Origin of the sequence: Sphingomonas sp. JC676, from assembly GCF_014489075.1 — a bacterium.
Lineage (GTDB): Bacteria > Pseudomonadota > Alphaproteobacteria > Sphingomonadales > Sphingomonadaceae > Sphingomonas.
This window is the reverse complement of record NZ_JACTGR010000006.1, coordinates 186,259-212,797: the sequence shown is the minus strand read 5'-3', so window position 1 is coordinate 212,797 and position 26,539 is coordinate 186,259. Positions and strand designations below refer to the sequence as shown.

The window sequence follows — 26,539 nt, the reverse complement described above, 5'->3', positions numbered from 1 at the left end:
TCAATCCGCGTTGACGCCAGGCCGGACCAGGCGCCCGCCTTCCCTCAGCCGGGTCTTGAGGATGTCCGCGCGCGGCGCCCAGAGAAATCCGAAGCTTACCGTGCCTTGCTTGCTTTCCACGGCGTGGTGCAGCCGGTGCGCCTGGACGATCCGCTTCATATAGGTCGAACGCGGCACGTAACGGTGGGCCACGCGGCGATGGACGATGACGTCATGAAAGCAGAAATAGATCGCGCCATAGGCAGCGATCCCTGCACCGATCCAGGTGAACCCCGGCCACCAGCCCAGCTGGACGCCACCTAGCAGCAGAACGATCGAGGGCGCAGCGAAGATCGCTGCATAGAGGTCGTTGAGCTCGAACATGCCCGTTCGCGCCCGGTGGTGGCTCGCGTGCAGGAACCAGCCGGGCCCGTGCATCACCCAGCGATGCGCGACATAGGCGACGCCTTCCATCGCGGCGATGGTGGCAGGCAACAGTATGATTCCGATTGCGGGGTGCATGAAGCCGATATAGCGGCTTCGCGCGATGGCTATAAGAGCATCGATTCCGCTGGGCCTGGCCCTGACGCTCGTCGGCTGCGCCGTGCCCGAGGCGCGGCTGCGCGCCGGGCTGGTCCGCGCCGGCCTGCCAAAGCCGTTATCGGCCTGCATGGCCGAGCGGATGGTGGATCGCCTTTCGCTCAAGCAGCTGATGCGAATCGCCGATCTGCCCAAGGCGTCGCGCTCCGAGTCGATCGAGCAGTTCCTCCACCGCGTCCGCGCGCTGGAGGATCCGGAGATCCTGGGCGTCACCACCAGCTCTGCCGCGCTCTGCGCCACGGGCCTCGCACACTAAGATTTGCTCAGTCGCGGGCCGGTGCCCGATCCTGCGAAGCCGCAAACGCCCGACTCGGCGGGGTGGATTCGCCTGTCCGCCTGTGCTTAAGGCTCAGCCAAACTCCCTATCTTCGAACCAAGGGGCTGCCCTCCCATGAACATCCACGAATATCAGGCCAAGGAACTCCTCGCTAAGTTCGGCGTGCCCGTCCCCGCCGGCTTCGCCGCGCTGAGCGTCGAGGAAGCCGTCGAGGCTTCGAAGAAGCTTCCTGGGCCGCTTTATGTCGTGAAGGCGCAGATCCATGCCGGCGGCCGCGGCAAGGGCAAGTTCAAGGAGCTTCCGCCCGAGGCCAAAGGCGGCGTCCGCCTGGCGAAGAACGCGGAAGAGGTGCGCGCCGCCGCGGTCGACATGCTCGGCAACACGCTGGTGACGATCCAGACCGGCGAGCATGGCAAGCAGGTCAACCGCCTCTACGTCACCGACGGCGTCGACATCGCCAAGGAATTCTACCTCGCTCTGCTCGTCAACCGCGCCAGCGGCCGGATCGGCATGGTCGTCTCGACCGAGGGCGGCATGGACATCGAGACCGTCGCGCACGACACGCCCGAGAAGATCCACACGATCGACATCGATCCCGCGACCGGCTTCATGCCGCATCACGGCCGCTCGGTCGCCAACGCGCTCGGACTCAAGGGCGATCTCGCCAAGCAGGCGGCGTCGACCGCATCGAAACTCTATGACGCGTTCCTCGGTACCGACGCCGCGCAGATCGAGATCAACCCGCTCGCCGTCACCGAGGACGGCAAGCTGATGGTGCTCGACGCCAAGGTCGGCTTCGACTCGAACGCGATGTTCCGCCACAAGGACCTGATGGAGCTGCGCGACGAGACCGAAGAGGATCCGATGGAGCTCGAGGCGTCGAAGTACGACCTCGCTTACATCAAGCTCGACGGCGATATCGGCTGCATGGTCAACGGTGCCGGCCTGGCGATGGCGACGATGGACATCATCAAGCTCAACGGCATGTTCCCGGCCAACTTCCTCGATGTTGGCGGCGGCGCCAACAAGGAGAAGGTGACTGCGGCGTTCAAGATCATCCTCAGCGATCCCGCGGTAAAGGGCATCCTCGTCAACATCTTCGGCGGGATCATGCGCTGCGACATCATCGCCGAGGGCATCGTCGCTGCGGCCAAGGAGGTGAACCTCCAGGTTCCGCTGGTCGTCCGCCTCGAAGGTACCAATGTCGCCGAAGGCAAGGCGATCCTCGCCAATTCGGGCCTCGCCATCGTTCCCGCGAACGATCTGGGCGATGCCGCCAGGAAGATTGTGGCCGAAGTGAAGGCCGCCGCCTGAACCTTCTCCTCCCCAGGGATGGTTTGGAACGCAGGAGAGTGGCATGAAGGTGTTGGTGCCGGTCAAGCGGGTGCTTGACTATAACGTGAAGCCGCGGGTGAAGGCCGACGGGACGGGTGTCGATCTGGCCAACGTCAAGATGAGCATGAACCCGTTCGACGAGATCGCGATCGAGGAAGCGGTGCGCCTGAAGGAAAAGGGCGTCGTGACCGAAGTGGTGGTGGTGACGATCGGCGTGCCCAAGGCGGAGTCGGACGTGCTGCTCACCGCCCGCGCGATGGGCGCGGACCGCGCGATCCTGATCGCGACGGAGGATGAGGTCGAGCCGCTGGGCGTCGCCAAGCTGCTCGCCAAGGTTGCCGAGGAGGAGCAGCCGGGCCTGATCATCCTGGGCAAGCAGGCGATAGACGACGACAGCAACCAGACCGGCCAGATGCTGGGTGCACTGCTCGGCTGGCCGCAGGGCACCTTCGCCTCGAAGGTCGAAGTAAATGGCGACCGCGTCGCTGTCATCCGCGAAGTCGATGGCGGCCTCGAGACGGTGGATCTCAAGCTCCCCGCGATCGTCACCACCGATCTGCGCCTCAACGAGCCGCGCTACGCGACCCTCCCCAACATCATGAAGGCCAAGTCCAAGCCGGTCGCGAAGAAGACCATCGCGGATTACGGCGTCGACGTGTCCCCGCGCCTCAAGACTCTCAAGGTCGTCGAGCCCGCCAAGCGCACGGCAGGCGTCAAGGTCGGTTCGGTCGACGAGCTGGTGGAGAAGCTCAAGGCTCTGGGAGTCGCGAAATGAAGACGCTTGTCTGGGTCGAGCACGACAATAGCCACGTCAAGGACGCGACGCTCGCCGCGGTCACCGCTGCTTCTGAGCTCGGTGAAGTCCACCTTCTCGTCGCGGGCAGTGGCTGCGCCGCGGTAGCCGATGAAGCCGCCAAGATCGCCGGCGTCGGCAAGGTCCATCTCGCCGACGACGCGGCCTATGGCCACGCACTGGCGGAGAATGTCGCGCCGCTGATCGCCAGGCTGATGGAGACGCACGACGCTGTGCTGTTCCCCGCCACCACCAACGGCAAGAACATCGCCCCGCGCGTCGCCGCCTTACTCGACGTGATGCAGATAAGCGACATCCTCTCGGTGGAAGGGCCGGACACGTTCACGCGTCCGATCTATGCCGGCAACGCGATCGCCACCGTCCAGACCGCTGACAAGAAGCTGGTGATCACCGTGCGTGGCACTGCTTTCGCCAAGGCGGCGACCTCGGGCGGCTCGGGCATGGTCGAGGCCGTGAGCGGCGAAGGTGACAAGGGCATCTCAACGTTCGTTTCGGCGGAGATCGCCAAGCTGGAGCGTCCGGAGCTCACCAGCGCCAAGGTGATCGTCTCGGGCGGCCGCGCGCTGCAGAACAGCGAGAATTTCCACACGCTCATTGAGCCGCTCGCCGACAAGCTCGGCGCCGCGGTCGGGGCATCGCGCGCGGCGGTAGACGCCGGCTATGTGCCCAACGACTATCAGGTCGGCCAGACCGGCAAGATCGTCGCCCCCGAAGTCTATATCGCGATCGGCATCTCGGGCGCGATCCAGCACCTTGCCGGCATGAAGGACTCCAAGACCATCATCGCCATCAACAAGGACGAGGATGCCCCGATCTTCCAGGTCGCCGACATCGGCCTGGTCGGCGACCTGTTCAAGATCGTTCCGGAGCTCACCGAAAAGCTCTGAGCGTGACGCTCACGCTCGAAGATCATGGGGCGGCCCGCCGGCATGGCGCGGCCGCCCCTTTTCTGCCCGGGCTCCACGCGATCGCAGCCGACCTGCCCAGCGATCGCGCCGGCATCCGTCTCCACGGCATCGCTGCGCTCGCCAATCTGCTCGGGGATCAGGCGCTGGGCAACGAGGCGGCCCGGCACCTCGGCCCGAACGCCCGGCCGGTGCGCGTCATCCTGTTCGACAAGACGTCCGCGGCAAACTGGGCGCTGGGCTGGCATCAGGATCGCACCATCGCGGTGCGGGCTCGCGCCGACGTTCCCGGTTTCGGTCCCTGGTCGGTCAAGGCCGGAATGATCCACGTGGAACCGCCTTTCGCGCTGATCGAACGCATGTTGACGATCCGTATCCATCTCGATGCCGTGCCTGACGGCAACGCGCCGCTACTGATCGCGCCGGGCTCGCATCGGCTCGGCAGAATCGCCGAGGCCGATCTCACATCGGTGGTGGAGCGATGCGGAATCGCGACCTGCCTCGCCGATCTGGGCGATATCTGGGTCTATGCCACGCCGATCGTCCACGCTTCCGCCGCATCGAATCGCCTAGGCCACAGGCGCGTGCTCCAGATAGACTATTCGGCGGACTCGCTTCCGGATGGTCTCGAATGGCTGGGAGTCTGAAATTCAGGCCAGCGCCCCGCGATTGGCGAAGAAGCGGGCGGGAGATTCGCCGAAGGCGCGGCGGAACATGGCGATGAAATTGCTCGGGCTGGCATAGCCCACCGCATCGGCGACTTCGCTCACCGGCTCGCCGCGCGCCAGCCGTTCCATCGCACGGGTCAGCCGCATCTGCTGGCGCCAATGGCCGAAATGCATGCCGGTCTCGGCATGGAAGACGCGTCGCGCCGTGCGTTCGGAAAGTCCGGCCCAGCGCGACAGCATCTCAAGCGTGTCCGGCAAGTCCGGGTGCGCCACGAGCCGCTCCGCGATGCGCAGCGCGCGCGGATCCCGCGGCATCGGCAGGTGCAGCGGCTGGCGTGGCGCCATGCGGATCTCGTCGAGCATCACCTCGATCAGCCGTGCGCGGTCCGGCGTCACCTCGGCCGGATCCGTCCAGCCCGCGGCGCGTTCCACCAGCGCGCGCAGCAGGCCGCTCGTCCCCATCACGCAGGGCTCCGCGGGCAGGCAGGCGCACAGATCGGGACGCAGCAACACGCCCCAGCCGCGCAGCGTGCCGCTGATCGCGATCTTGTGGTCCAGATAGGGCGGCATCCAGCCGAGACGGTGCAGCGGGTACAACATGGCCTCGCGCCGGGTCTCGACGCGCACCAGCCCGTCCTCCACATAGAAAAGCTGGCCGCGCACATGCGAATGCCAGTCGACTTCCATATGGTGCAGATGCAGATCGCTCTCCGGCACTTCCTTGCCCCAGAAAGCGACCAACGGCGGTCCATCGGCGATATCGAAATGCTCGAAGGCTTTCTCAATCGTGTGGCCGCTACCCATTATTTTTTGTCCAGATGCCGTTATCAGGTCAGATAACGCCCGTCCTACATCGACCACAAGGAGATTCGTAATGTGGCTCGATCCCGATCGTTTCCGGTTGCACGACGTTACCGAATTCCCGCTGATCTGGACAGGCGCTCCCGTGCGCGATGAAGTGAATGCGCGGCGATGGCAGGTCGAGATGGACGCACTGGTGGCGCAGGGCTCGCCTTTCGTGATCCTGCATCGTATCGACGGCCCGGAGCCAGCTGAGGCGCGCAAGGCACGGATCTCATGGCTCAAGCACAACAAGCGCGCTCTCGCACAGCTCTGTCTTGCGGTGGTGGCGATCGAAGTCGATCCGATCCGGCGCACGACGCTGGACGCGCGCGTAGCCATCGCCAACCAGAGCTATGGCGTGAAAGCCGCGGTCGTGGCGTCGGCCGAGGAAGGGGAGGACCTCGCCTGGGAAATCCTCTTCTGCACGCCCAGCAACCATGGCGCGCTGGGTGTGTTTCCGGCGGAATAGATAATCGCGCTCGAGCGCAGCGCGGTCAGCTTGCCAGACCGGGTTGTTGGCCGATAGTTCAATGGGATGGCGAACGGCGTTTTCATCCACCGAGAGGATTCCATTTACCGCGACACGCTGGCGGTCCGCTATCATTTCCCCAAGCAATATCTCGATCGTGCTCGTGCCTGTGTGGAGGATTGGATTCTCTACTACGAGCCGGTGAAGGTTCCGCAGACACGAGGTTATTGGGCGGTGGCGAAGGTCCAGTCGATCACCCCAGATCCCGATCAGCCCGGCATGTACTATGCGATGATCGAGGAGGGCAGCTTCCTGCAGTTCAGCACGCCGGTGCCTTTCGTGGTGGATGGCGAACAAGTCGAGCGTGGCTTGCTCAACGATCAGATGAAGCTGTCGGGTCGCGCACAGGCGGCCGTGCGGCCGATTTCCGCTCGGGATTTTGTCCGGATCGTCAATTTAGGACTGCGCGAAGACGAACAGCTTCTACCGCGCAGTGGAATGCCGCCCCCGGAAAATCGCGTCGGCGATCAGAATATCGGGTTTGATTTCGGGGAAAGGGAGCGCATTTCTCAGCTCGTATCGCGGCCCGTGAGGGATCGTGCGTTTCGCAAGACGGTCCTCGAAGCCTATGACTCGCGATGTGCGCTGACCGGGCTGAAATTAATCAACGGTGGTGGCAGAGCCGAAGTCGAAGCTGCGCATATTCGTTCGGTAGAGGCGCATGGCCCTGACATCGTGGCAAACGGGTTGGCGCTTTCGGGCACGGTACATTGGATGTTCGATCGAGGTCTCGTCTCGCTAGAGGACGATCTCCAGATCCTGGTCTCACGGCATGTGAACGACCGAGACAGCGTATCCGCGCTTCTCAATCAGTCGGGATATGCGCACGGGCCCAAGCGGCCGGCCGACCGTCCGCATCCGCTCTTCCTCGCCTGGCATCGCCAGCATTGCTTCAAGGCCTGATACAACAGCATTGACGCTGCACTGCAGCATGGCCACTTGGGGGCCATGCACGCCCCTGCTCCCGTCCGCCCCGCCGCCCCGGTCGCGCTTGTCCATTTCGCGCTGGCGATGGGTGGTTTCGCGATCGGGACGACCGAATTCGCGACGATGAGCCTGGTGCCCTATTTCTCCGCGGGACTTCATATCGACGAGCCAACCGCGGGGCATGTGATCAGCGCCTATGCGCTCGGCGTGGTGGTCGGTGCGCCGCTGCTTGCCGTCGGCGCGGCCAAGCTCTCCCGTCGAACCCTCCTGATTCTCCTGATGACCAGCTTCGCGTTGTTCAACGGCCTCAGCGCGCTGGCGCCGACCTATGGCTGGATGCTGCTATTCCGCTTCCTGAGCGGCCTGCCACATGGAGCCTATTTCGGCATCGCCGCTTTGGTCGCCGCTTCGCTCGTGCCCTTCAACAAGCGTTCGCAGGCCGTGGGCCGGGTGATGCTCGGCCTTACCGTCGCCACCGTAATCGGCGTACCGCTCGCCAATTGGCTTGGCCAGGCGGTCGGCTGGCGCTGGGGCTTCGCGGTGGTGGCGGCGTTCGCGCTGCTCACGGTGGCACTTGTCGGCGCCTTCGCCCCGCGCGACCGAGTCCATGCCGATGCCAGCCCGCTCAAGGAACTCGGCGCGCTCGCCAACGGCCAAGTGTGGCTGACATTGAGCATCGGCGCGATCGGATTCGGCGGGCTGTTCTGCGTCTACACCTATGTCGCCTCGACTCTGCTCGAAGTGACGCGCACGCCCGCGACGACGATCCCGCTGGTGCTTGCGGTGTTCGGCATCGGCATGACCGCGGGCAACCTTATCGCGCCGCGCTTCGCCGATCGCGCGCTGATGCCCACTGCCGCCGCGCTGCTGATCGGCAGCGCCGTCGCGCTCGCGCTCTATCCGTTCGCGGCGGGCCAGCTCTGGTCGATCTGCCTCGATGTGATCGCGATCGGATTCTGCGGCGCGCTGGGCGCGGTGCTCCAGACGCGGCTGATGGATGTCGCCGGCGATGCCCAGGCGCTGGCGGCCGCGCTCAACCATTCGGCGTTCAACACCGCCAACGCGCTCGGCCCCTGGCTCGGCGGCATCGCGATCGCCGCGGGCTATGGCTGGACGTCGACCGGCTGGGTAGGAGCGTTGCTCGCGCTGGGTGGGCTCGCGCTCTGCGTCGTCGCAATGCTTGGCGATCGGCGCGGCGCGAAGCGCAGTACCAGATAGCCGGCTAGTGCGGAGAGGATCGAGCCGGCCAGCACACCGATCTTCACTTCGTCGACCAGTTCGGGCCGTCCCGGAAAGGCCAGCCCGCCAATGAACAGGCTCATCGTGAAGCCGATGCCCGCCAACAGCGCCACGCCATAGATCTGCGCCCAGCCCGCGCCGCCCGGGCGCTTCGCGAAGCCGGTCTTCACCGCGATCCAGATGCTGCCGAAGATGCCAATCTGCTTGCCCAGGAATAGCCCCGCCGCGATTCCAAGCGGCAGCGGCGCCAGCAGCACGCCGGCCGACACCCCCGCCAGCGAAACCCCGGCATTCGCGAATCCAAACAATGGCACGATCAGATAAGCCGACCAGGGATGCAGCCCATGCTCTAGTCGATGCAGCGGCGAGTGTGCATCGTCCCTGCGGATCGGTATGGTCATCGCCGCCGCCACGCCCGCGATCGTCGCATGCACGCCCGACAGGAACACCAGCACCCAGAGCAGTGCCGCAAGTATCAGATAGGGCAGCAGGCGCGTCACGCCGAGCCGGTTGAGCATCATCATCCCAGCCAGCACCACCGCCGCGCCGGCCAGCGCGAGGAAGCCGATATGCGCGGTATAGGCCAGGGCGATGATCGCGACCGCGCCCATGTCGTCGACGATCGCCACCGTGGTCAGGAACAGCTTGAGGCTCGCCGGTGCGCGGCTTCCCAGCAGCGCGAGCACTCCGATCGCGAAGGCGATGTCGGTCGCCGCCGGGATCGCCCAGCCCGCGCTCAGCTCCGCCTTCCCCTGGATGGTCGCCAGATAGATCAGCGCCGGCACCACCATTCCCGCCGCCGCAGCGATAAAGGGCAGCCGCCGTCGCTCCCAGGTGGCGAGCTGCCCATCGACCAGCTCGCGCTTGATCTCCAGCCCGACGAGCAGGAAGAACAAGGCCATCAGCCCGTCATTGATCCAAAGATGCACCGTCATCGGCCCATGGCCGAGATCGGGTCCGGTCTCCAGGTGCAGCGTGTGGAAATAGGCTTCGGAAATGCCCGGCAGATTGGCCGCGAGCATCGCCAGCGCCGCGGCGGCGATCAGGAAGATCCCGCCCGCCGCCTCGCTCTTCAGGAAATCGCGCAGCACCGAGTCGGGTTTGCCCTCCGCCTCGGCACCATGCCCGCTCATGCCTTGGCCAGCGCCTCTGCAATCAGCCTGCGGCTGTTGTCGATGCCGTAGAGCGCGATGAAGCTGCCCATGCGCGGCCCCTGCTCGGATCCGAGCAAAGTCTCGTACAGCGCCTTGAACCAGTCGCGCAGCGCTTCCTTGCCGAAGCGCGCCTTGCCGATCTCATAAACGATGTTCTGCATGTCCTCGGCGCCCGTATCGGCCGGCAGCGCCGCCAGTTGCGTATCGAGATCGCGCAGCGCTTCGATTTCCACGCCTTCGGGCGCCCGGCGCACCGGTTTCGCCGCGATGTCGCGGGTAAATGCGATCGCGAACGGCACCATCGCGTTCAGTGCGGGATGCTGCTCCGCGGCCGATTCCGGTAAGTAGCGCGCGAGATAGCCGCGGACCTGTTCCTCGGTCGCGCCGCTGCCGAGCACGCCGACCAGGTTCAGCAGCAGCGAGAAGCTGACCGGCGGCGTTTCGGCCGGCACCGCGCCGTTATGGATATGGTGCGCCGGGTTGCCGAGCCTCTGGGCGACGGGCTGCTCGGGATAATCGGCAACCGCCTTCCAGTAATCGTCGATCGCGCGCGGGATCACGCCGAAATGGAGCTGCTTGGCCTTTCTCGGCTCGCGATAGGCGTAGAAGGCGATGCTCTCCTCAGGCCCATAGGTCAGCCATTGCTCGAGGCTCAAGCCGTTGCCCTTGGACTTGGAGATCTTCTCGCCCTTCTCGTCGAGGAACATCTCATAGTTGAAGCCCTCGGGCGGGCGCGCGCCGAGCACGCGGCAGATCTTCGAGCTCTGCGTCACCGAATCGATCAGGTCCTTGCCCGACATCTCGTAATCGACGCCGAGCGCGACCCAGCGCATCGCCCAGTCGACCTTCCATTGCAGCTTGGCATGGCCGCCCAGGATCGTCTGGGTGATCCGCTCGTCCTCATCGTCGAACGCGATCAGGCCGGCCTCGGCATCGATCACCTCGACCGGCACCTGCAGCACGATCCCACTCTTGGGGCTCACCGGCAACACCGGCGAATACGTCGCGCGGCGCTCCGCGCCCAGGGTTGGCAGCATGACGTCAAGGATCGCCTGATAGTTGCGCAGCACCGCCTTCAACGTCTCGTCGAAACGCCCGTCGGCGTAATAGTCGGTCGACGAGGCGAACTCGTATTCGAAGCCGAACTGATCGAGGAACTGGCGCAGCAGCGCATTGTTGTGCGCGGCGAAGCTCTCATGCGTGCCGAACGGATCGGGGATGCGGCTCAGCGGCTTGCCGAGATGCTCGCGCAGCATCTCCTTGTTGGGCACATTCTCCGGAACCTTGCGCAAGCCGTCCATGTCGTCGCTGAACGCGATCAAGCGGGTGGGCACGTCGGACATCGCTTCGAACGCATGGCGCACCATTGTCGTGCGCAGCACTTCGTTGAACGTGCCGATATGCGGCAGCCCCGACGGACCATAACCGGTCTCGAACAGCACATGGCCCTTGGCCGGCGCGCCGTCTGGATAGCGCTTCAGCAGCTTGCGTGCCTCTTCATAGGGCCAGGCCTTGGAGTCGAGCGCGGCGGCGCGAAGCTGAGGATCGATCGTCATGTTGCAGCGCGTCTAACCGAGAGCGGCGCCCGCCGCCAGTATTTGCGGGCGGAGGCGGGCGTCGAACCATTGCTTGACTCCGTACTTAGGTACGGAGCGCATACAGTGATTCGCCCATTCCCGGGTGAAGGAGAAAGACAATGACCGACGCCGTTCAGGCCGATGCGCAGGCCGCCAACCGTTGCCAGTGCGTCAATTGCAAGTGCACTGACTGCGGTTGCTGAGGCTATCGGGCCGCATCCGGAAACGGATGCGGCCCTCCTCCTGAAATTCCCGTTTTTGGCGAAGAAGTGCGAGGCACGCGCGCCGCACGCCAATGATCGCGTGAGGCCCCTGCGCCGATCCTAACTGCCGACATATTATTTGGCGCTTGCCGCTTCCTCGATCAGGGCGGCGACTTCCTTGGCATGTGAAATGAAGGCGACGTGGCTAGCATCGAGTTCGGTGGTGAGAGCGCCGATCCGCTTGGCGTAGAAGCGCTCGAGATCGGGACTCAGCGCGTGATCCCGCGACGAGACGACGTACCAGGACGGGATCGCCTTCCACGCCGCGTGTTCCGGACTGGCACCAAAATTGTCGCCTTTGATCGGCTTCTGAGTTGCCGCTGCGACCGCAGCCTGCGCGGCGGAGAGATCGGCAGCGAACACCTGGCGGAACTTGCTAGGATCGACGGTCACGAAGCCGGCAGAATCTACCTTTTGTGCTTGCGCAAGATCGGTCGGATATTTGCCGAGAAAGGCCGCGATCGGCTCTCCCGCGTCGGGTACGATCGCGGCGAGATAGACGAGCGCCTTTACATTGGGCTTGCCGGCCGCGGCCTCGGTGATGACTGCGCCGCCGTAGGAATGTCCGACGAGCACAACCGGTCCGGTTTGCGCGTCAAGCGCTCGCTCGGTTGTTGCAACGTCGCCGGCAAAGGATTCGAGCGGCTCTTCGACCGCGGTTACCTGATAGCCGTCCTGCTGCAGAATGGAGATTACGGGTGCCCAGCTGGCGGCGTCGGCGAACGCGCCGTGGACCAGCACGATGGCTGGTTTCTCGGCACTTTGCGCAGCGACCGGCGTGGCGTTAAGCGCTTGCGCCACGGCAAGCGTCAGCAGGCTGGATGCTTTGATATTCATGTTCATTCTCCCGGATTAAGGCACTGGGCCGGGACTTAAGCGTGATTTCAGCCGCCAGCAGTCAGCCGAAACGATAGGGTGCCTCTCATGGTGCTGAGCGGCAAAAGTGCACGAATGCAGCGCGCGTCCGCGCACTTTGCCGTCGACCGGGCTGGTCAACCGGAACGAAAAGTGTACGGAATCATGGCGTGTCGATGATGCCGGCTTTCCCCTATCCTGCGCTGCACGCCAGCCATGGTGGCATCTGGATCGCCACCGCCGAGGAAACCCGCGCGGTGAGCCGGGGCGAGGCGATCCGCATCGCCGCCGATACCCCCATCCTCCTGCTCAACGCCCCGCTGATCGGCCAGCGGCTCGGCCACCCCGAGATTTCGGGGCTCGATCTGCTCGAGCTCTTCGCCTTCCTCCATCCTGCGCGTTTCATGGTGCCCACGCCCAAGGGTCTAGCGCGCGTCACCGGCCTGGACGTGCCGGCGAACGATTCGGAAATCGCCGGCTTCCTCCGTCGCGCCGCCGAAAAACTGCTGGCGGTACCCGGAGGCGATTGGCTCGAGCGCGAGGGTGCGTGGAATTCGCTCCAGTCGCTGTTCCGCCTGCGCTGGTCCTGGGCGCCCGCGCTTTCGCAACAGGTCGCCAAGCCCGCCCAGGCCGAGCGCTGGCTGTTCTCGAAGCTCCCCGAATGGGAGGAGCACGCGCCGCGCGCCGCGCCGCGTACCGTGACACTCCACGATTCGGACGTCGCCGAACGCCTCGCCCGCCTCACCGGCACCAGCGCCGAGCGCCGCCAGGGCCAGCGCGACTATGCTGCCGCCGCGGCGAACGCCTTCGCCCCGCGCGAAGTCCGCGATTCGCCCATTCTGGTGCTGGCCGAGGCGGGCACCGGCATCGGCAAGACGCTCGGCTATCTCGCCCCCGCCTCGCTATGGGCCGAGCAGGCCGACGGCACCGTCTGGGTCTCCACCTTCACCAAGGCGCTCCAGCGCCAGATGACGCACGAAAGCGAGCGGCTCTTTCCCGACGAAGCGGTGCGCAAGCGCAAGATCGTCACGCGCAAGGGTCGCGAGAATTATGTCTGCCTGCTCAATCTGGAGGATGCGCTGCAAGGCGGGTTCGCCGGTCGCGCGGCAATTCTCGCGCAACTGGCCGCGCGCTGGGCCGCCTATACCGCCGACGGCGACATGATCGGCGGCGATCTGCCCGGCTGGCTCCCCACCTTGTTCCGCCGCAACGGATCGACCGCGCTCACCGATCGCCGCGGCGAATGCATCTATGCCGGCTGCCCGCACTACCGGAAATGCTTCATCGAGCGCGCCGCGCGGGCGAGCGCCGAGGCAGACATCGTCATCGCCAACCACGCCCTGGTGATGGTCAACGCCGCGCGCGGCCGCGAATCCGCCAATCGCCCCACCCGCTATGTTTTCGACGAGGGGCATCATCTGTTCGATGCTGCGGATGCCATGTTCTCCGCCGCGCTCACCGGCCAGGAGGCGATCGAGCTGCGCCGCTGGATCACCGGCCCCGAATCGGGCGCGCGCGGGCGCCGCCGCGGCCTCGCCGCACGGCTTTCGGACGTCGCTAGCTATGACGAGGAAGGCGGCCGCGCGATCACCGATGCGGTCGATGCCGCGCGGGCCATGCCCAGCGACGGCTGGCTGCAGCGCCTGGGCGAAGGTGAACCGTTCGGGGCGGTCGAAGCCCTGCTCGCGGCGGTGCGCGGGCTGGTCTACGCCCGCGACGCCAATGGCGCTGCCGACGCGGGCTACGGCCTCGAGACCGAGCTCGCCGAGCCCGATGCCGCTTTGGTCGAGGCGGCCGGACCCGCCGGCGCTGCGCTCGATGCGCTGGTCCGCCCGCTCGTCACGCTCGGCCGCCGCCTCGAAGCCGTGCTTGCCGAGGCGCCCGACTGGATGGACGGCCCGGCGCGCGCCCGGATCGAGGGTGCGATCGCCTCGCTCGGCTGGCGCACCGACACGGTCAGTGCCTGGCTGGCGCTGATCGCACGTGTGGGTGGCCCGGCCGATCCCGAATATGTCGATTGGCTAGCGGTCGATCGTGTCGAGGGCCGCGAATATGATGTCGGCCTGCATCGCCACTGGCTCGATCCCTCGCGCCCCTTCGCCAAGACCGTGCTCGAGCCCGCGCACGGCGCATTGGTCACCTCGGCTACCTTGCGTGCTGGCGGCGACTGGGACGTGGCGGAGGCGCGCTCGGGCGCGCAGCATCTGCTCCGTCCCGCCCAGCGTTTCGAGGCGCCGAGTCCGTTCGATTACGGCACCCAGGCCGAAGTGCTGATCGTCACCGATGTGAAGCGCGGCGACCTGCCCGGGCTCGCCAATGCTTATGCCCGGCTGATCGTCGCTTCGGGCGGCGGTACGCTCGGCCTGTTCACGGCGATTCGCCGGTTGCGTGCGGTCCATGCCCGAATCGCCGATCGGCTGGCGCGCGAGGGCCTTCCCTTGCTTGCCCAGCATGTCGATCCGATCGACACCGGCACTCTGGTCGACATTTTCCGTGACGATCCGCGCGCCTCGCTGATCGGCACCGATGCGCTTCGCGACGGCGTCGACGTTCCCGGCGATTCGCTGCGCCTGGTGGTAATGGAGGGGGTGCCCTGGCCCAAGCCGACCGTGCTGCACGCCGCGCGGCGCCTGGCGGGTGGCGGCACCGCCTATGACGATCGCGTTGTCCGGGCGCGCATGGCCCAGGCGTTCGGCCGCCTGATCCGCCGCGCCGATGATCGCGGGGCCTTCGTTCTGCTCTCCTCGGCGATGCCGTCGCGTCTGCTCGGCGCGTTTCCGCAGGGGACACCGGTCGCGCGCGTCACGCTCGATGAGGCGGTCGAGCGGGTTCGGCTTTCCTTGGGGCACGGGTTGCGGCATGAGGCGCCCGAATCCGCCCGAGCCCCTGGGGACGCATGAAGACGCTGACTCTGCTGCGCCACGCCAAATCCGGCTGGGACGATCCGGTCGCACGCGATTTCGATCGGCCGCTCAATCCTAAGGGCCAGCGTGCCGCCGCGATGATGGGGCGGCACATGAAGAGCCTGGGGCTCGCCTTCGATCATGTCATCGCCTCGCCCGCCGTCCGCGTGGTCGAGACGTTGCAGCATGTCAGCCAAGGCTATGGCGACGAACTTACGCCGGCCTGGGAGCAGCGCGCCTATCTCGCCTCGGCCGCCACGTTGCTCGACATGGTCCGCGAATTGCCCGACACGATCGAAAGCGTGCTGATTTCCGGGCACAATCCCGGTCTCGAAGAGCTGGTGCTGCTGCTCAGCGGCGCCGATGGGTCCCTGCGCGGCCAGGTCGAGATCAAATTCCCGACCGCCAGTCTTGCGGAGCTGCGTTTCGGCGTTCGCCGTTGGGGAGATGTCGCGCCCGGGGAAGGTGTTCTGGCGCGCTTCGTGCGACCCCGCGATCTGGATCCCGGCCTTGGCCCCGACGCGAACTAGGTCGGAGAGTCAGGCTTTGTCGGCTTCTAGCGCGTCGGAGAGTGAGTCGCGGATTTGCTTGAGGCCCTTCGCGGCGCCCTTGGGCCGCGCGGCCTTCTCCTCCGCCAGCAGCTTTTGCACGCCGCGGATCGTATAGCCTTCGTCGCTCAGCAGATGATGGATGCGGCGGACGAGCGCGACGTCGTCGGGCCGGTAGTAACGGCGATTGCCGGCGCGTGTGAGCGGACGAAGCTGCGGGAAGCGCGTTTCCCAATAACGAAGTATATGTTGCGGCCGGCCGATCTCGTCAGCGAGCTCGCCAATAGTGCGCAAGGCGCCAGCGGCCTTTTCGGTCGCTGGCATCCGCGTATCAGCTTCCAGCCACGATGCGGTCACGCATCATCTGGCTGGCCCGAAAGGTTAGGACGCGGCGCGGCGCGATCGGTACTTCGACGCCGGTCTTCGGATTGCGGCCCACGCGCTCGCCCTTGTCGCGCAGGATGAAACTGCCAAAGCCCGAGATCTTGACGTTCTCGCCCTTGGACAGCGCTTCGCACATATGTCCGAGAATCTGTTCGACCAACCGCGAAGCATCTGCGCGCGAGAGCCCGACTTCGCGGTGAAGCGATTCAGCGAGATCGGCCCTGGTCAGTGTGCCCACAGCAGTCATCTTGGCAAGTCCCCAATTGATCTATGTTGATCACGCTCTAGCCAGATTGTGTTTACGTAGCAAATCACTAGGCCAGCTGTCTAGCAACAAACAGACACGTTACAGAAACATTTAGAATCGGACGACCGCGGCACCCCAGGTGAAGCCGCCACCCATGGCCTCGAGGACAATCAGATCGCCCTGCTTGATGCGTCCGTCCCTCACCGCCGCATCGAGAGCGAGCGGCACCGAGGCCGCCGAAGTATTGGCGTGGCGATCGACTGTGACGATCACCTTCTCGGGCGCGAGGTTGAGCTTGCGCGCGGTCGCATCGAGGATTCGCGCATTAGCTTGATGGGGTACCACCCAATCGACATCCGCGGACGAAAGGCCGACGGCGCGCAGCGATTCCTCCATCACCGCGGCCAGATTGACCACGGCATGGCGAAATACTTCGCGGCCTTTCATCCTGAGCTTGCCGACGGTGCCGGTCGTCGAGGGGCCGCCATCGACATAGAGAAGATCGTTGTAGCGCCCGTCGGCATGGAGCTTGGTCGTCAGGATGCCGCGGCCGTCCTCGGCCACGTCCTGGCCCTCGAGCACGATCGCGCCGGCGCCGTCGCCGAACAGCACGCAGGTCGCGCGGTCCTCCCAGTCGAGGATCCGGCTGAAGGTTTCGGCGCCGATCACCAGCGCGCGCTTGGCCGTGCCGGCGCGGATCATCGAGTCGGCGATCTGCACCGCATAGAGAAAGCCCGAGCATACCGCGGCGACGTCGAACGCGACGCAATCGTTGATGCCCAATGCAGTCTGCACGCGAGTCGCGGTGGCAGGAAAGGTCTGGTCCGGCGTCGCAGTCGCTAGCACGATCAGGTCGATGCTCGCCGCGTCCACACCCGCCGCCACCAGCGCGGCCTTGCACGCGTCGGTCGCCAATGTGCTCGTCGTCTCGTCGGGGCCGGCGATGTGGCGGAAGCGGATGCCGGTGCGCTCGACGATCCACTCATCGGTCGTCTCGACCTGCTCGGCCAGCTCCGCATTCGACACGCGCCGCGGCGGCAGTGCCGATCCGGTGCCGAGAATCACCGAACGCACAGTCATTTCACGCCTTCCATACTTGTCATTACGCGGCCTTGGCCTCGAAGTTTCCAAGGTCTTCGGCAATGCGCCGGGTCAGATCGTCGCGCAGCATCTTTGCGGCGAAGCCGATCGCCGTGTCTACGCCCAGTTCGTTGGCGCTGCCATGGCTCTTCACGACAATGCCGTTGAGGCCGAGAAAGACCGCGCCATTGTGGTTGTTGGGGTCGAGATGATGCCGGAGCAGCTCGGTTGCGGGCCGCGAGATCAGGAAGCCGATCTTCGAGCGAGTCGAGCTGCTGAACGCGCGCTTGAGCAGATCCGCGACGAACCGCGCGGTGCCCTCCACGGTCTTGAGCGCGATATTGCCCGAAAAGCCGTCGCACACGATCACGTCGACTTCGCCGCGCGACAGCTTGTTGCCTTCAATGAAGCCGGTGAATTCAAGCGGGAGGTGCGTCGCGGCGCGCAGCTGGGCGGCGGCATCACGGATGATGTCGGTGCCCTTCATCTCCTCGGTGCCGATGTTGAGTAAGGCGACGCGGGGACGATCGAGATCGAGCGCGGTGCGCGCATAGGCGGCGCCCATCACCGCGAACTGGACGAGATTGCGCACGTCGACTTCGGTGTTGGCGCCCAGGTCGAGCATCACCGTGTCGTTTTCACCCAGGCTCGGCATCAGGGCAGCGAGCGCGGGGCGGTCGATCCCCGGCATGGTGCGCAGGGAAAGCTTCGCCATCGCCATCAGCGCGCCAGTGTTGCCCGAGGAAACCGCGGCGCCGGCGCGGCCCTTCTTCACCAGGTCGATGGCGATGCCCATCGACGTGGTCTTTGCGCGGCGAATCGCCTGGCTCGGCTTTTCGTCGGACGCAACGACCTGTTCGGCGTGGACGATCTCCGACGCCGCTGTCAGGTTGGGGTGGGTCTTCAGGCCTTCTCGGATTTGCGCTTCGTCGCCGACAAGGATGAATTCCATCCCCTCGAATCGACGGCGCGCACGCGCGGCACCGGCCAGCATGACGGCGATCCCCTCGTCACCGCCCATCGCATCGACGGCGATTCGCGAGGGAAAAGTCATGCCGGCACGCCCCCGTTAAACTCCGTCGCTCAGCCCTCGACCGACGTGATCTCGCGGCCGTTATAGTGGCCGCAAGCGCTGCACAGATTGTGCGGACGCTTCAACTCGCCGCAGTTCGGGCACTCCTGGAATGCCTCGACGCTCAGCGCATCGTGCGCCCGGCGCATGCCACGCCGCGAAGGCGAGGTCTTTCTCTTGGGAACGGCCATTCGGCACCTTTAAAAGACTATCAGAATCAAAGTCGCGATAAGCCCACAGGATATTCCAGGCAAGCGACGGCTGGGCCGGCCGCTCGCCGGACCAGCAGGCAGGTCACGAAGCGAGCCCGCGCGTATAGCGATTCTTGCTCGGCATGCAAGGCCGTGTAGGGTGCGGCCCCAACAAAGGGGGACGTCCATGCTGCTACCTGTCGCACTCACCACCACCGGTGCCGCCGCTCTTATCAATCTCTGGCTGGGAGTGCGCGTCAGCCGCATGCGCATATCGGAAAAGGTCTCCGTCGGCGACGGCGGCAACCCCAAGCTGATCGCCCGGATGCGCGCTCAGCTCAATTTTGCCGAATATACGCCGATCGTGCTGATCCTGATTGCGCTGATCGAATTCGGCGCCGGCACGCAGCTGTGGCTATGGGCGGCAGCGGCGCTCTATCTGCTCGGGCGGCTGCTCCATCCCATCGGAATGGATGGCTGGATGCCGGGGCGGACGGTTGGCATCGCCACGACGATGATCGTCATGTTCGGCCTCGGCGTCTACGCGGTGTTCCTGGCCAGCCAGTACAGCAATCCGCTGCGCTAGCCGCGCGCAAGAACCGAATCGGCGACATAGGGATTGGTCCGCCGCTCATGTGCGAAATTGCTAGGCTGGCCATGGCCGGGGACGAACACGGTATCGCCGCCCAGCGGCCATAGCCGTCCGGTGATCGCGTCGAGCAGGTCCTGGTGATTGCCCATCGGGAAGTCGGTCCGCCCGATTGATCCCTGGAACAGCACGTCGCCGACCAGCGCCAGCTTCGATTCGGGATGGTGGAAGATGACGTGCCCGGGCGTGTGCCCCGGGCAATGATAGACGTCGAGCGTGAGGTTGCCGACGGTCACCTGGTCACCATTGACCAGCCAGCGATCGGGCTCGAACGGCTTGCCCCGTACGCCATAGTTGCGCCCGTCATCCTCGAGCCGCGCGATCCAGAAACGGTCGGCCTCGTGTGGCCCCTCGATCGGCACGCCCAGTTCCTTGGCGAACTCGCCGGCCGAGCCGCAATGGTCGATATGGCCATGCGTCACCAGGATCTTCTCGATGGTGACATGGTGCTGCTTCGCCGCCGCACGCAATTTCTCCAGGTCGCCGCCCGGATCACAGAATGCGCCGCGCATCGTCTTGGTGCACCAGATCAACGTGCAATTCTGCTGGAGCGGCGTGACCGGCACGATCGCCGCGCGCATCGGGGGAGATTGGGGAGGAGTGGTCGGTTCGGACATGGCGCTCAGGTAGTTGGCTCGGGCGGCCACGGCAACACGGGCTTGCCGGATGCGGCCGGGGGCGGCATGCCCGAGCGAGCATGCGTTTGCCCGTACCGCCTTTCGTGCTGCTCGACGATGCCCGTCCGAACGGCACACCCGCGCGCCTCTATGCCAATCCGGTCGAGATCGTCCGCGCCGACAGCCTCGATCAGGTCCGCCCTGCGCTCGAAGTGCTCCGCGCCGCCCGTGCGCGCGGCCTCGATGCCGCCGGCTATATAGCCTATGAAGCCGGCGCCGCGCTCGAGCCCGCTGCTTCGGGACATTCGGGCAGCGCGCCCCTGCTCTGGTTCGGGCTGTTCAGCGGTCACGCCGAAATCCCTGCGGACCAGGTCCCTGCGCTGCTGCCCGATCCCGCCGGCGCCTGGGCAGGATCGCCCGAGCCGAAGATCGGGCGATCGGACTATGATGCCGCGCTCGCGCAGGTGCTCGACTATATATCTGCGGGCGACATCTATCAGGCCAACCTCACCTTCCGCGCCGTCGTTCGTACCGCAGGCAGCGAGCCGTCGCTCTACGCGCTGCTCCGCGCCCGCGCCCGCGCCGGCTATGGTGCATTGGTCGCGACCGGCAGCGAATGGCTGCTCAGCTTCTCGCCGGAATTGTTCTTCTCGCTCGACAAGGGCCGGCTCACCGCCCGGCCGATGAAAGGCACCGCGGTCCGCGGCGCCGACCCGGCAAGCGACCGCGCCCATGCCGAATCGCTCCGCAGCGATCCCAAGCAACGCGCCGAGAATTTGATGATCGTCGATCTGATGCGCAACGATCTCGCCCGCGTCGCGCGTCCCGGCAGCGTGTCGGTGCCCAGCCTGTTCGAAGTCGAGACCTATCCGACCGTCCATCAGATGGTGTCCTCGGTCACTGCCGAACTCGCCGACGGGCTCGATCCGGTCGACGCCCTCATCGCGCTGTTCCCCTGCGGCTCGGTCACCGGCGCGCCCAAGATCCGCGCGATGCAGGTGATCGCGGAGGTCGAGAAAGACGCGCGCGGTCCCTATACGGGCTCGATCGGGAGGATCGACGCCGATGGCGACGCCAGGTTCAATGTCGCGATTCGCACTTTGGTGCCCTCGGCGCCCGGCCTTGCGCGCCTCGGGCTCGGCTCGGGCGTGGTCGCTGATTCGAATGCCGCAGCCGAATGGGACGAATGCCTCGCCAAGGGCGCGTTCGTGACGGCCGGCGAAGTGCCCTTCGATCTGATCGAGACGATGCGCTTCGATCCCGAGCAGGGCGTGCCGCTGCTCGAGCGCCACCTCGCCCGGATCAAGGCGAGCGCGGAGGCCTTCGGGTTCGTCTTTGATCGCCATGGCGTGCGCAACGAGCTCCAGGCCGCGACCTTCCGCCTGCGCGAGGCGGCGCGCATCCGCCTGCTGCTCGGCCCTTCGGGGGCGATCGCGATCGGCGTCGCGCCGCTGCCCGCTACCCCCGCCGAGCCGGTGGAGGTGGCGATCGCCCCGCTCGAAGTCGCGCCAGACGACTTCCGCCTCGCTCACAAGACCACCCGCCGCGCCTTCTACGATCGCGCGCGTGCCGCCGGCGGTGCCTGGGAAATCGTGTTCACCGACCCTGAAGGCTTCCTTACCGAAGGCAGCTTCACCTCGATCTTCGTCGAGCGCGGCGGCAGCTTGGTGACGCCGCCCTTGTCGCGTGGCCTGCTCCCCGGGGTGCTCCGCGCCGAGCTGATCGATAGCGGCCGTGCGGTCGAGGGCGACCTCACACCCGCCGATCTCGAAGGCGGTTTCTTCCTCGGCAATGCGCTGCGCGGTTTGGTATCCGCCGTTACAGTTGCGAAAAAGCCGTAGCCGGACCTATAGGCGCGCGTCCCTCCCGGAAAAGGCGCCTCCCATGCAGACTTCCGCCGCGCTCCAGCGCATCCAGCCCTCCGCCACGCTCGCGATGACGAGCCGCGTGTTCGAGCTGAAGCGGCAGGGGATCGACGTGATCGGTCTCGGCGCCGGCGAGCCCGATTTCGACACGCCTGATTTTGTCAAGGAAGCCGCGATCGAGGCGATCCGCGCGGGCAAGACCAAATATACCAATGTCGATGGCACGCCCGAACTCAAGCAGGCGATCGTCGCCAAGTTCGCCCGCGACAACAACCTCGCTTATGCCGAGAACCAGATCACCGTGAACTCGGGCGGCAAGCACACTTTGTTCAACGCCTTCTGCGCGACGATCGATCCGGGTGACGAGGTGATCGTGCCGGCGCCCTATTGGGTGAGCTATCCCGACGTCGTCGAATTCGCGGGCGGCAAGCCCGTCTTCGTCAGCGCCGGCGCGGCCCAGAACTACAAGATCAAGCCCGAGCAGCTCGAAGCGGCGATCACGGCGAAGACCAAGTGGGTGGTGCTAAACTCGCCGTCGAACCCGACGGGCGCGGCCTATAGCGAGGCCGAATTGAAGGCGCTCGGCCAGGTGCTCGAACGGCACCCGCATGTGCTGGTCTATGCCGACGACATGTACGAGCACATCCTCTATGACGGCTTCGAATTCCGCACGATCGCCGAGGTGTGCCCCTCGCTCTACGATCGCACCTTGACCGCCAATGGTGTGTCTAAGGCCTATGCGATGACCGGCTGGCGGATCGGATATGCCGGCGGCCCGACCTGGCTGATCAAGGCGATGGGCAAGCTCCAGTCGCAGTCGACCTCGAATCCCAGCAGCATCTCGCAGGCGGCATCGGTCGCGGCATTGAACGGCGACCAGAGCTTTCTCAAGGAGCGCACCGCCGCCTTCCAGGCCCGCCGCGATCTCGTGGTCTCGATGCTCAACCAGATCAACGGCATGCATTGCCCGCGTCCGGAAGGCGCCTTCTATGTCTATCCGGAATTCTCGGCGCTGATCGGCAAGACCACGCCCAAGGGTCAGCTGATCACCACCGACGAGGAAATGGTCACCTATCTGCTCGACGAGGCGCGGGTTGCGGCAGTGCACGGCGCCGCCTTCGGCTTCTCGCCGGCGCTGCGCATCAGCTATGCAACGTCGGAGGATCTGCTGACCGAGGCTTGCACGCGCATTCAGACGGCCTGCGCCGCCTTGCGCTAGGGCCTGAGGGCACCGACATATCGGCGATGCTCAGGATCGCCCTCCCCGTCGCCGCTCTTGCCGGTGCGTTGCTGTTCGTCTCCGCCGGCGCCAGCAGCGCCGAGCGTGCTGTGCCGATCCCCGCGCCGGCCGCGGACGTTGCGCCGACCAAGGGCCCCCAGGTCGCGGTCCTCGCGGGCGGCTGCTTCTGGGGGATGGAAGCCGTGTTCCAGTCGGTGAAGGGCGTCCAGTCGGTCACCAGCGGCTATGCGGGCGGCGCGCGCGGCACCGCGACCTATGACCAGGTCTCGACCGAGCGCACCGGCCATGCCGAGGCAGTCCGCATCGTCTATGATCCGCACAAGGTGAGCTACGGCACGCTGCTGCGGGTCTATTTCTCGGTCGCGCATGATCCGACCCAGCTCAATCGGCAGACCCCCGATGTCGGCCCCAGCTATCGCTCCGCGATCTTCCCGCAGAATGCCGATCAGCGCCGCGTCGCCACCGCCTACATCGCCCAACTCACCCGGGCAAAGGCCTATCCCAAGCCGATCGTCACCAAGCTGGAGACCGGCGCCTTCTATCCCGCAGAGGCCTATCATCAGGACTTTTTCTGGCGGAATCCGACGCACCCCTACATCGTGCGCTGGGACAAGCCCAAGGTGACCGCGTTCCGCAACGCCTTCCCGCAGCTGGCGAACTAGCCCGGCCGGCTTGACCCCTTGAACGGCCTGTGTCTCCTGTCGCCATCCAGGCGAGGGGGTCGCGTTCGATGAAGTTTTATGCCGCAGCCCTGGCTCTGGCTCTGTCCTCGATAGTCGGGCCCGCTGGCGCCCCTGCGATGCCGGCTTCCGATGAAGAGGCACATCAGGCGCAGGTCGAAGCGCGCGCACCATGGGAGCCCAATGTCGTCCGCGGCAGCGACGGCAGGCAGCACCTTGCCTATGAGCTCCACATCACCAGCTTCGATTCCGGCGACGGGCCGCTGACGCTGGAGAAGGTTTCGGTGTTCGCGGATGGCGGATCGCAGCCGCTGCTGACCGTGCAGGGGCCGGAGATCAACGGGCTCCTCGCGAAGCCGATGGACGAGGAACACGTCGCCCGGGGGATTTCGATCGAATCGGGGCGTCGCACGGTCCTGTTCCTCTGGCTGACCTTGCCTGGAGACGCAGCGCCCCGAACCCTCCGTCATCAGCTCGACTTTCGGACTGCCGGCGGCAGTCTTCAGCGTGCGGCGGGAATAGTGGGCCGCGTCGCCGATCGGACCCCAATCGTGCTTGGACCGCCCCTACGCGGCGGACTCTGGCTGGCGGCGGAAGGGCCCGGCAATGCACATTCGCATCATTGGGGCAGCCTGGTCGCCGTCGATGGAATGCTCACCATTCCCCAACGCTTCGCGATCGACTGGTTCGGGCTGGATGAAAACGGCCATTCCGTGCGGGGCCGGCACCAAAGCTTGGCAGCGACGACCGATGGCGACTGGATCGGCTTCGACCATGAGGTTCTCGCGGTCGCGGACGGCGTGGTACGCGATGTCCGCAACGATGCGCCGGACGGTACGCCGCTCGCGCCGCTGTCCGTGCCGGACGATCTAACGGTGCGCACCCTGTACGGCAATTTCGTGGTGCTCGAAGTCTCGCCGGGCGTGTTCGCCCATTACGCGCATCTTCGGAAAGACAGCGTCACGGTGAAGGTCGGGGACCATGTCCGGCGCGGCGCCGTGATCGGGCGTCTCGGGCAGAGCGGCGCGGCCGGCGCACCGCATCTGCATTTCCACGTCAGCAATCGGATGACCTTCGAGGAATCCGAGGGTCTTCCCTATCTGATCGACAGCTTCTCGCTGCTGGGCAAAAGCGCGATCGAGCAGACGTTCGATCCTTCGGTCCCGGTGGCGCTCAGCGCCCCGGCGCCGGCCGGCCGGCGCGGGGATATGCCCGTGGACCAGGACGTGGTGCGCTTCCCCTAGATCAGCCCGAGCCCGGCGAGCTCGCCCACCAGCCCTGGTGGCAGCTCCGCGATTCCCGCGCCCGCCTCGCCCAGATCGGTCGGCGCGTCCTTGCCCTCCAGATAGCGCCAGCCCTGGTGCGCCCGCTTGGGCCGCGCCTGGACGAGCACCAGCTTGGGCTCGAGATAGATCGCGACGCGCCCGCCCTCGGCTTCGCCGAAGCCCAGGATCGGCGACCGGCCGATCAACTGGTGCTTGATGATCCAGAACAGCGATCCTCCCGCGACCTCCTCGTGCCGCTTGGGCATATAGCGCGTCGTCAGAAAGGCCGGCTGGTGCGCGGCCTTGAGCGCCAGGCGGTCCTGGAGATATTCGATGCTGTCGCAGCCATAGGCGACTTTGGTCAGATGTAAGGGCACACGCCCGATCTGGGGCTGCCGGCCGCGGCGATCAACCCACCAGGCCGCTTGCCGTCGCGAGACCGAGAAAGGCGAGGAACCCCATCGAATCGGTCGTCATCGTCACGAAGATCGACGACGCCACCGCCGGATCGGCGTTGAGCCGGTCGAGCGTCAGCGGCACGACCACGCCCGCCAGCCCGGCGATCACGATATTGGTCAGCATCGCCGCGGCGATCACTGCGCCCAGCGCGACATGACCATAAAACAACGCCACTGCCGTGCCGATCACCACCGCCACGGTCAGGCCGTTCAGCACCGCGATCGAAAGCTCGCGCCGGATCGCGCGGACCGTGTTGGACTGGGTCAGCTGGTTGGTGGCGAGCGCGCGCACGGTCACCGCCATGGTCTGGGTGCCGGCATTGCCGCCCACGCCGGCGACGATCGGCATCAGCGCCGCCAGCGCGACCATGCGCTGGATCGTGCCCTCGAACAGGGTGATGATCGTCGCCGCCACCAAAGCGGTGGCCAGGTTGGTGATCAGCCAGCGCACGCGGCCCTTGTAGCTGTCGAACACCGGCTCGTTGATGTCGCCTTCGCCGGCGCCCGACAGGCGCAGGATATCTTCGCCCGCCTCTTCGGAGATGATGTGGACCACGTCGTCCACGGTAATCATGCCGACCAGCCGCCCGCTCGAATCGATCACCGCGGCGGAGATCAGCGCATATTTCTGGAATCGGAGCGCCACTTCCTCCTGGTCCATGTCGACCGGGATCAGCGTCTGCTCGCGCTTCATGACGTCACCGATCGAGACCGAACGGGGCGTGCGCAGGATCCAGGAAAGCGCGCAGGTGCCGATCGGCTTGTGCGAGGGATCGACGACGAAGATTTCCCAGAAATCGCTGGTCAGATGCTCGCTGCGGCGCAGATAGTCGAGCACGTCGCCGACGGTCCAATGCTCGGGCACGGCGACCAGCTCGCGCTGCATCAGGCGGCCGGCGGATTCCTCGGGATAGGAAAGCGCTTCCTCGATCGCGGCGCGGTCGTCGGGATCGAGCGCGCGGAGCACCTCGCGCTGGTCCTCCGCGTCCATGTCCTCGATGATCGCGACGGCGTCGTCGGTGTCGAGCTCGGCGGCGATATCGGCGACCTGATGCGGCTCGAGCGCATCGACCAAAGCCTCGCGCACCCAGTCGTTCATCTCGGCGAGCACGTCGCCGTCGATCAGGTCGGCGATCGCGGCGGCCAGCGCCGGGCGCAGTTCGGACGGCGTGAGCTCGACCAGGTCGGCGATGTCGGCGGGATGGAGCGGCTCGGCGAGCGCATGCGCCGCCTCGGTATCGCCGGCCTCGACCGCCTCGAGCACGGCGCTGACGAACTCGGGCTTGAGCCGGTCGTCCTCGTCGAGCTCGCTTTCGGACGCGTCTTCGCCCGGATGAAGTTCGGTCTCGCTCATCGTTCGACCTCCTTCGCCGGC

General features: G+C 65.9%; 28 protein-coding genes. 15 read left to right on the top strand and 13 right to left on the bottom strand.

Annotated elements, in window-relative coordinates:
• Complete coding sequence (locus tag IAG41_RS19480) at positions 1 to 501, bottom strand: sterol desaturase family protein (RefSeq protein ID WP_187730332.1); 501 nt, start codon at positions 499 to 501, stop codon at positions 1 to 3.
• 25 nt (positions 502 to 526) lie between these two features.
• On the opposite strand from IAG41_RS19480, the gene IAG41_RS19475 reads away from it, so the two are divergent.
• From IAG41_RS19475 to IAG41_RS19455, 5 genes are all read left to right on the top strand, one after another.
• Positions 527 to 835 carry a hypothetical protein gene (locus tag IAG41_RS19475; RefSeq protein WP_187730331.1) on the top strand — a complete coding sequence of 103 codons (309 nt, stop codon included), beginning with the start codon at positions 527 to 529 and terminating at the stop codon, positions 833 to 835.
• Positions 836 to 970: 135 nt separating this feature from the next.
• Positions 971 to 2,170, top strand: coding sequence for an ADP-forming succinate--CoA ligase subunit beta (sucC, locus tag IAG41_RS19470; protein WP_187730330.1), 1,200 nt, complete (start codon positions 971 to 973; stop codon positions 2,168 to 2,170).
• Between the two features lie 43 nt (positions 2,171 to 2,213).
• Positions 2,214 to 2,966: an electron transfer flavoprotein subunit beta/FixA family protein gene (locus tag IAG41_RS19465; protein WP_187730329.1), complete on the top strand. Its 753-nt coding sequence runs from the start codon at positions 2,214 to 2,216 to the stop codon at positions 2,964 to 2,966.
• Positions 2,963 to 3,892: an electron transfer flavoprotein subunit alpha/FixB family protein gene (locus IAG41_RS19460; protein WP_187730328.1), complete on the top strand. Its 930-nt coding sequence runs from the start codon at positions 2,963 to 2,965 to the stop codon at positions 3,890 to 3,892. The genes IAG41_RS19465 and IAG41_RS19460 overlap by 4 nt, the downstream gene beginning before the upstream one ends.
• Positions 3,893 to 3,894: 2 nt before the next feature.
• The gene (locus IAG41_RS19455; protein ID WP_187730327.1) at positions 3,895 to 4,557 is read left to right on the top strand and encodes a phytanoyl-CoA dioxygenase family protein; all 663 of its coding nucleotides are present in this window, start codon (positions 3,895 to 3,897) and stop codon (positions 4,555 to 4,557) included.
• Positions 4,558 to 4,560: 3 nt separating this feature from the next.
• Here the strand turns inward: IAG41_RS19455 and IAG41_RS19450 are convergent, their stop codons facing one another.
• A complete protein-coding gene (locus IAG41_RS19450) occupies positions 4,561 to 5,382 on the bottom strand; it encodes a helix-turn-helix domain-containing protein (protein WP_187730326.1) in 822 nt (273 codons plus the stop codon).
• 70 nt (positions 5,383 to 5,452) lie between these two features.
• On the opposite strand from IAG41_RS19450, the gene IAG41_RS19445 reads away from it, so the two are divergent.
• The 3 genes from IAG41_RS19445 to IAG41_RS19435 all read left to right on the top strand — a co-directional run bounded on the left by IAG41_RS19445 (position 5,453) and on the right by IAG41_RS19435 (position 8,095).
• Complete coding sequence (locus IAG41_RS19445; protein ID WP_187730325.1) at positions 5,453 to 5,890, top strand: hypothetical protein; 438 nt, start codon at positions 5,453 to 5,455, stop codon at positions 5,888 to 5,890.
• Between the two features lie 66 nt (positions 5,891 to 5,956).
• Positions 5,957 to 6,853, top strand: a complete 897-nt coding sequence (locus IAG41_RS19440; protein WP_187730324.1) for an HNH endonuclease — start codon at positions 5,957 to 5,959, stop codon at positions 6,851 to 6,853.
• 45 nt (positions 6,854 to 6,898) lie between these two features.
• Complete coding sequence (locus tag IAG41_RS19435; protein ID WP_187730323.1) at positions 6,899 to 8,095, top strand: MFS transporter; 1,197 nt, start codon at positions 6,899 to 6,901, stop codon at positions 8,093 to 8,095.
• Here IAG41_RS19435 and nhaA read toward each other — a convergent pair.
• The 3 genes from nhaA to IAG41_RS19420 all read right to left on the bottom strand — a co-directional run bounded on the left by nhaA (position 7,981) and on the right by IAG41_RS19420 (position 11,947).
• On the bottom strand, positions 7,981 to 9,249 hold the full coding sequence (gene nhaA / locus IAG41_RS19430) for a Na+/H+ antiporter NhaA (protein WP_187730322.1): 1,269 nt from the start codon (positions 9,247 to 9,249) through the stop codon (positions 7,981 to 7,983). The two genes, IAG41_RS19435 and nhaA, sit on opposite strands and share 115 nt — an antisense overlap.
• Positions 9,246 to 10,826 carry a lysine--tRNA ligase gene (locus IAG41_RS19425; protein ID WP_187730321.1) on the bottom strand — a complete coding sequence of 527 codons (1,581 nt, stop codon included), beginning with the start codon at positions 10,824 to 10,826 and terminating at the stop codon, positions 9,246 to 9,248. Before IAG41_RS19425 ends, nhaA begins: the two co-directional genes overlap by 4 nt.
• A 359-nt stretch (positions 10,827 to 11,185) precedes the next feature.
• A complete protein-coding gene (locus tag IAG41_RS19420; protein WP_222950780.1) occupies positions 11,186 to 11,947 on the bottom strand; it encodes an alpha/beta fold hydrolase in 762 nt (253 codons plus the stop codon).
• Between the two features lie 197 nt (positions 11,948 to 12,144).
• Here IAG41_RS19420 and IAG41_RS19415 point away from each other — a divergent pair, with 197 nt between their 5' ends.
• Together IAG41_RS19415 and IAG41_RS19410 are read left to right on the top strand one after the other, a co-directional pair.
• The gene (locus tag IAG41_RS19415) at positions 12,145 to 14,865 is read left to right on the top strand and encodes an ATP-dependent DNA helicase (protein ID WP_187730513.1); all 2,721 of its coding nucleotides are present in this window, start codon (positions 12,145 to 12,147) and stop codon (positions 14,863 to 14,865) included.
• The gene (locus tag IAG41_RS19410; RefSeq protein WP_187730319.1) at positions 14,862 to 15,398 is read left to right on the top strand and encodes a SixA phosphatase family protein; all 537 of its coding nucleotides are present in this window, start codon (positions 14,862 to 14,864) and stop codon (positions 15,396 to 15,398) included. The genes IAG41_RS19415 and IAG41_RS19410 overlap by 4 nt, the downstream gene beginning before the upstream one ends.
• A 9-nt stretch (positions 15,399 to 15,407) precedes the next feature.
• Here the strand turns inward: IAG41_RS19410 and IAG41_RS19405 are convergent, their stop codons facing one another.
• The 5 genes from IAG41_RS19405 to rpmF all read right to left on the bottom strand — a co-directional run bounded on the left by IAG41_RS19405 (position 15,408) and on the right by rpmF (position 18,390).
• Positions 15,408 to 15,740, bottom strand: a complete 333-nt coding sequence (locus tag IAG41_RS19405) for a MerR family transcriptional regulator (RefSeq protein WP_187730318.1) — start codon at positions 15,738 to 15,740, stop codon at positions 15,408 to 15,410.
• 7 nt (positions 15,741 to 15,747) lie between these two features.
• The gene (locus IAG41_RS19400; RefSeq protein ID WP_187730317.1) at positions 15,748 to 16,047 is read right to left on the bottom strand and encodes an integration host factor subunit alpha; all 300 of its coding nucleotides are present in this window, start codon (positions 16,045 to 16,047) and stop codon (positions 15,748 to 15,750) included.
• Between the two features lie 111 nt (positions 16,048 to 16,158).
• Positions 16,159 to 17,127 (bottom strand): beta-ketoacyl-ACP synthase III, encoded by a 969-nt coding sequence (locus IAG41_RS19395; protein WP_222950779.1) that lies wholly within the window; start codon positions 17,125 to 17,127, stop codon positions 16,159 to 16,161.
• A gap of 22 nt (positions 17,128 to 17,149) precedes the next feature.
• Positions 17,150 to 18,181: a phosphate acyltransferase PlsX gene (gene plsX, locus IAG41_RS19390; protein WP_187730316.1), complete on the bottom strand. Its 1,032-nt coding sequence runs from the start codon at positions 18,179 to 18,181 to the stop codon at positions 17,150 to 17,152.
• A gap of 29 nt (positions 18,182 to 18,210) precedes the next feature.
• Positions 18,211 to 18,390, bottom strand: a complete 180-nt coding sequence (gene rpmF / locus IAG41_RS19385; protein WP_187730315.1) for a 50S ribosomal protein L32 — start codon at positions 18,388 to 18,390, stop codon at positions 18,211 to 18,213.
• A gap of 187 nt (positions 18,391 to 18,577) precedes the next feature.
• Between rpmF and IAG41_RS19380 the strand changes: the two genes are divergently transcribed.
• Positions 18,578 to 18,976: an MAPEG family protein gene (locus IAG41_RS19380; protein WP_187730314.1), complete on the top strand. Its 399-nt coding sequence runs from the start codon at positions 18,578 to 18,580 to the stop codon at positions 18,974 to 18,976.
• Here the strand turns inward: IAG41_RS19380 and IAG41_RS19375 are convergent.
• Positions 18,973 to 19,620, bottom strand: a complete 648-nt coding sequence (locus tag IAG41_RS19375) for an MBL fold metallo-hydrolase (protein ID WP_262408775.1) — start codon at positions 19,618 to 19,620, stop codon at positions 18,973 to 18,975. The two genes, IAG41_RS19380 and IAG41_RS19375, sit on opposite strands and share 4 nt — an antisense overlap.
• A 116-nt stretch (positions 19,621 to 19,736) precedes the next feature.
• Between IAG41_RS19375 and pabB the strand changes: the two genes are divergently transcribed.
• The 4 genes from pabB to IAG41_RS19355 all read left to right on the top strand — a co-directional run bounded on the left by pabB (position 19,737) and on the right by IAG41_RS19355 (position 24,685).
• Entirely contained in the window at positions 19,737 to 21,497 is a 1,761-nt protein-coding gene (pabB, locus tag IAG41_RS19370; protein ID WP_187730312.1) for an aminodeoxychorismate synthase component I, read from the top strand.
• A 43-nt stretch (positions 21,498 to 21,540) separates the two neighbouring features.
• Positions 21,541 to 22,740, top strand: a complete 1,200-nt coding sequence (locus IAG41_RS19365) for a pyridoxal phosphate-dependent aminotransferase (RefSeq protein ID WP_187730311.1) — start codon at positions 21,541 to 21,543, stop codon at positions 22,738 to 22,740.
• A 26-nt stretch (positions 22,741 to 22,766) separates the two neighbouring features.
• Positions 22,767 to 23,423 carry a peptide-methionine (S)-S-oxide reductase MsrA gene (msrA, locus tag IAG41_RS19360; protein WP_187730511.1) on the top strand — a complete coding sequence of 219 codons (657 nt, stop codon included), beginning with the start codon at positions 22,767 to 22,769 and terminating at the stop codon, positions 23,421 to 23,423.
• Between the two features lie 137 nt (positions 23,424 to 23,560).
• Entirely contained in the window at positions 23,561 to 24,685 is a 1,125-nt protein-coding gene (locus tag IAG41_RS19355; RefSeq protein ID WP_187730310.1) for a M23 family metallopeptidase, read from the top strand.
• On the opposite strand, the gene IAG41_RS19350 is transcribed toward IAG41_RS19355, so the two are convergent.
• Positions 24,682 to 25,083 (bottom strand): DUF1489 family protein, encoded by a 402-nt coding sequence (locus IAG41_RS19350; RefSeq protein ID WP_187730309.1) that lies wholly within the window; start codon positions 25,081 to 25,083, stop codon positions 24,682 to 24,684. The two genes, IAG41_RS19355 and IAG41_RS19350, sit on opposite strands and share 4 nt — an antisense overlap.
• A gap of 31 nt (positions 25,084 to 25,114) precedes the next feature.
• Positions 25,115 to 26,518 carry a magnesium transporter gene (mgtE, locus tag IAG41_RS19345; protein ID WP_187730308.1) on the bottom strand — a complete coding sequence of 468 codons (1,404 nt, stop codon included), beginning with the start codon at positions 26,516 to 26,518 and terminating at the stop codon, positions 25,115 to 25,117.
• Positions 26,519 to 26,539: the final 21 nt, after the last annotated feature.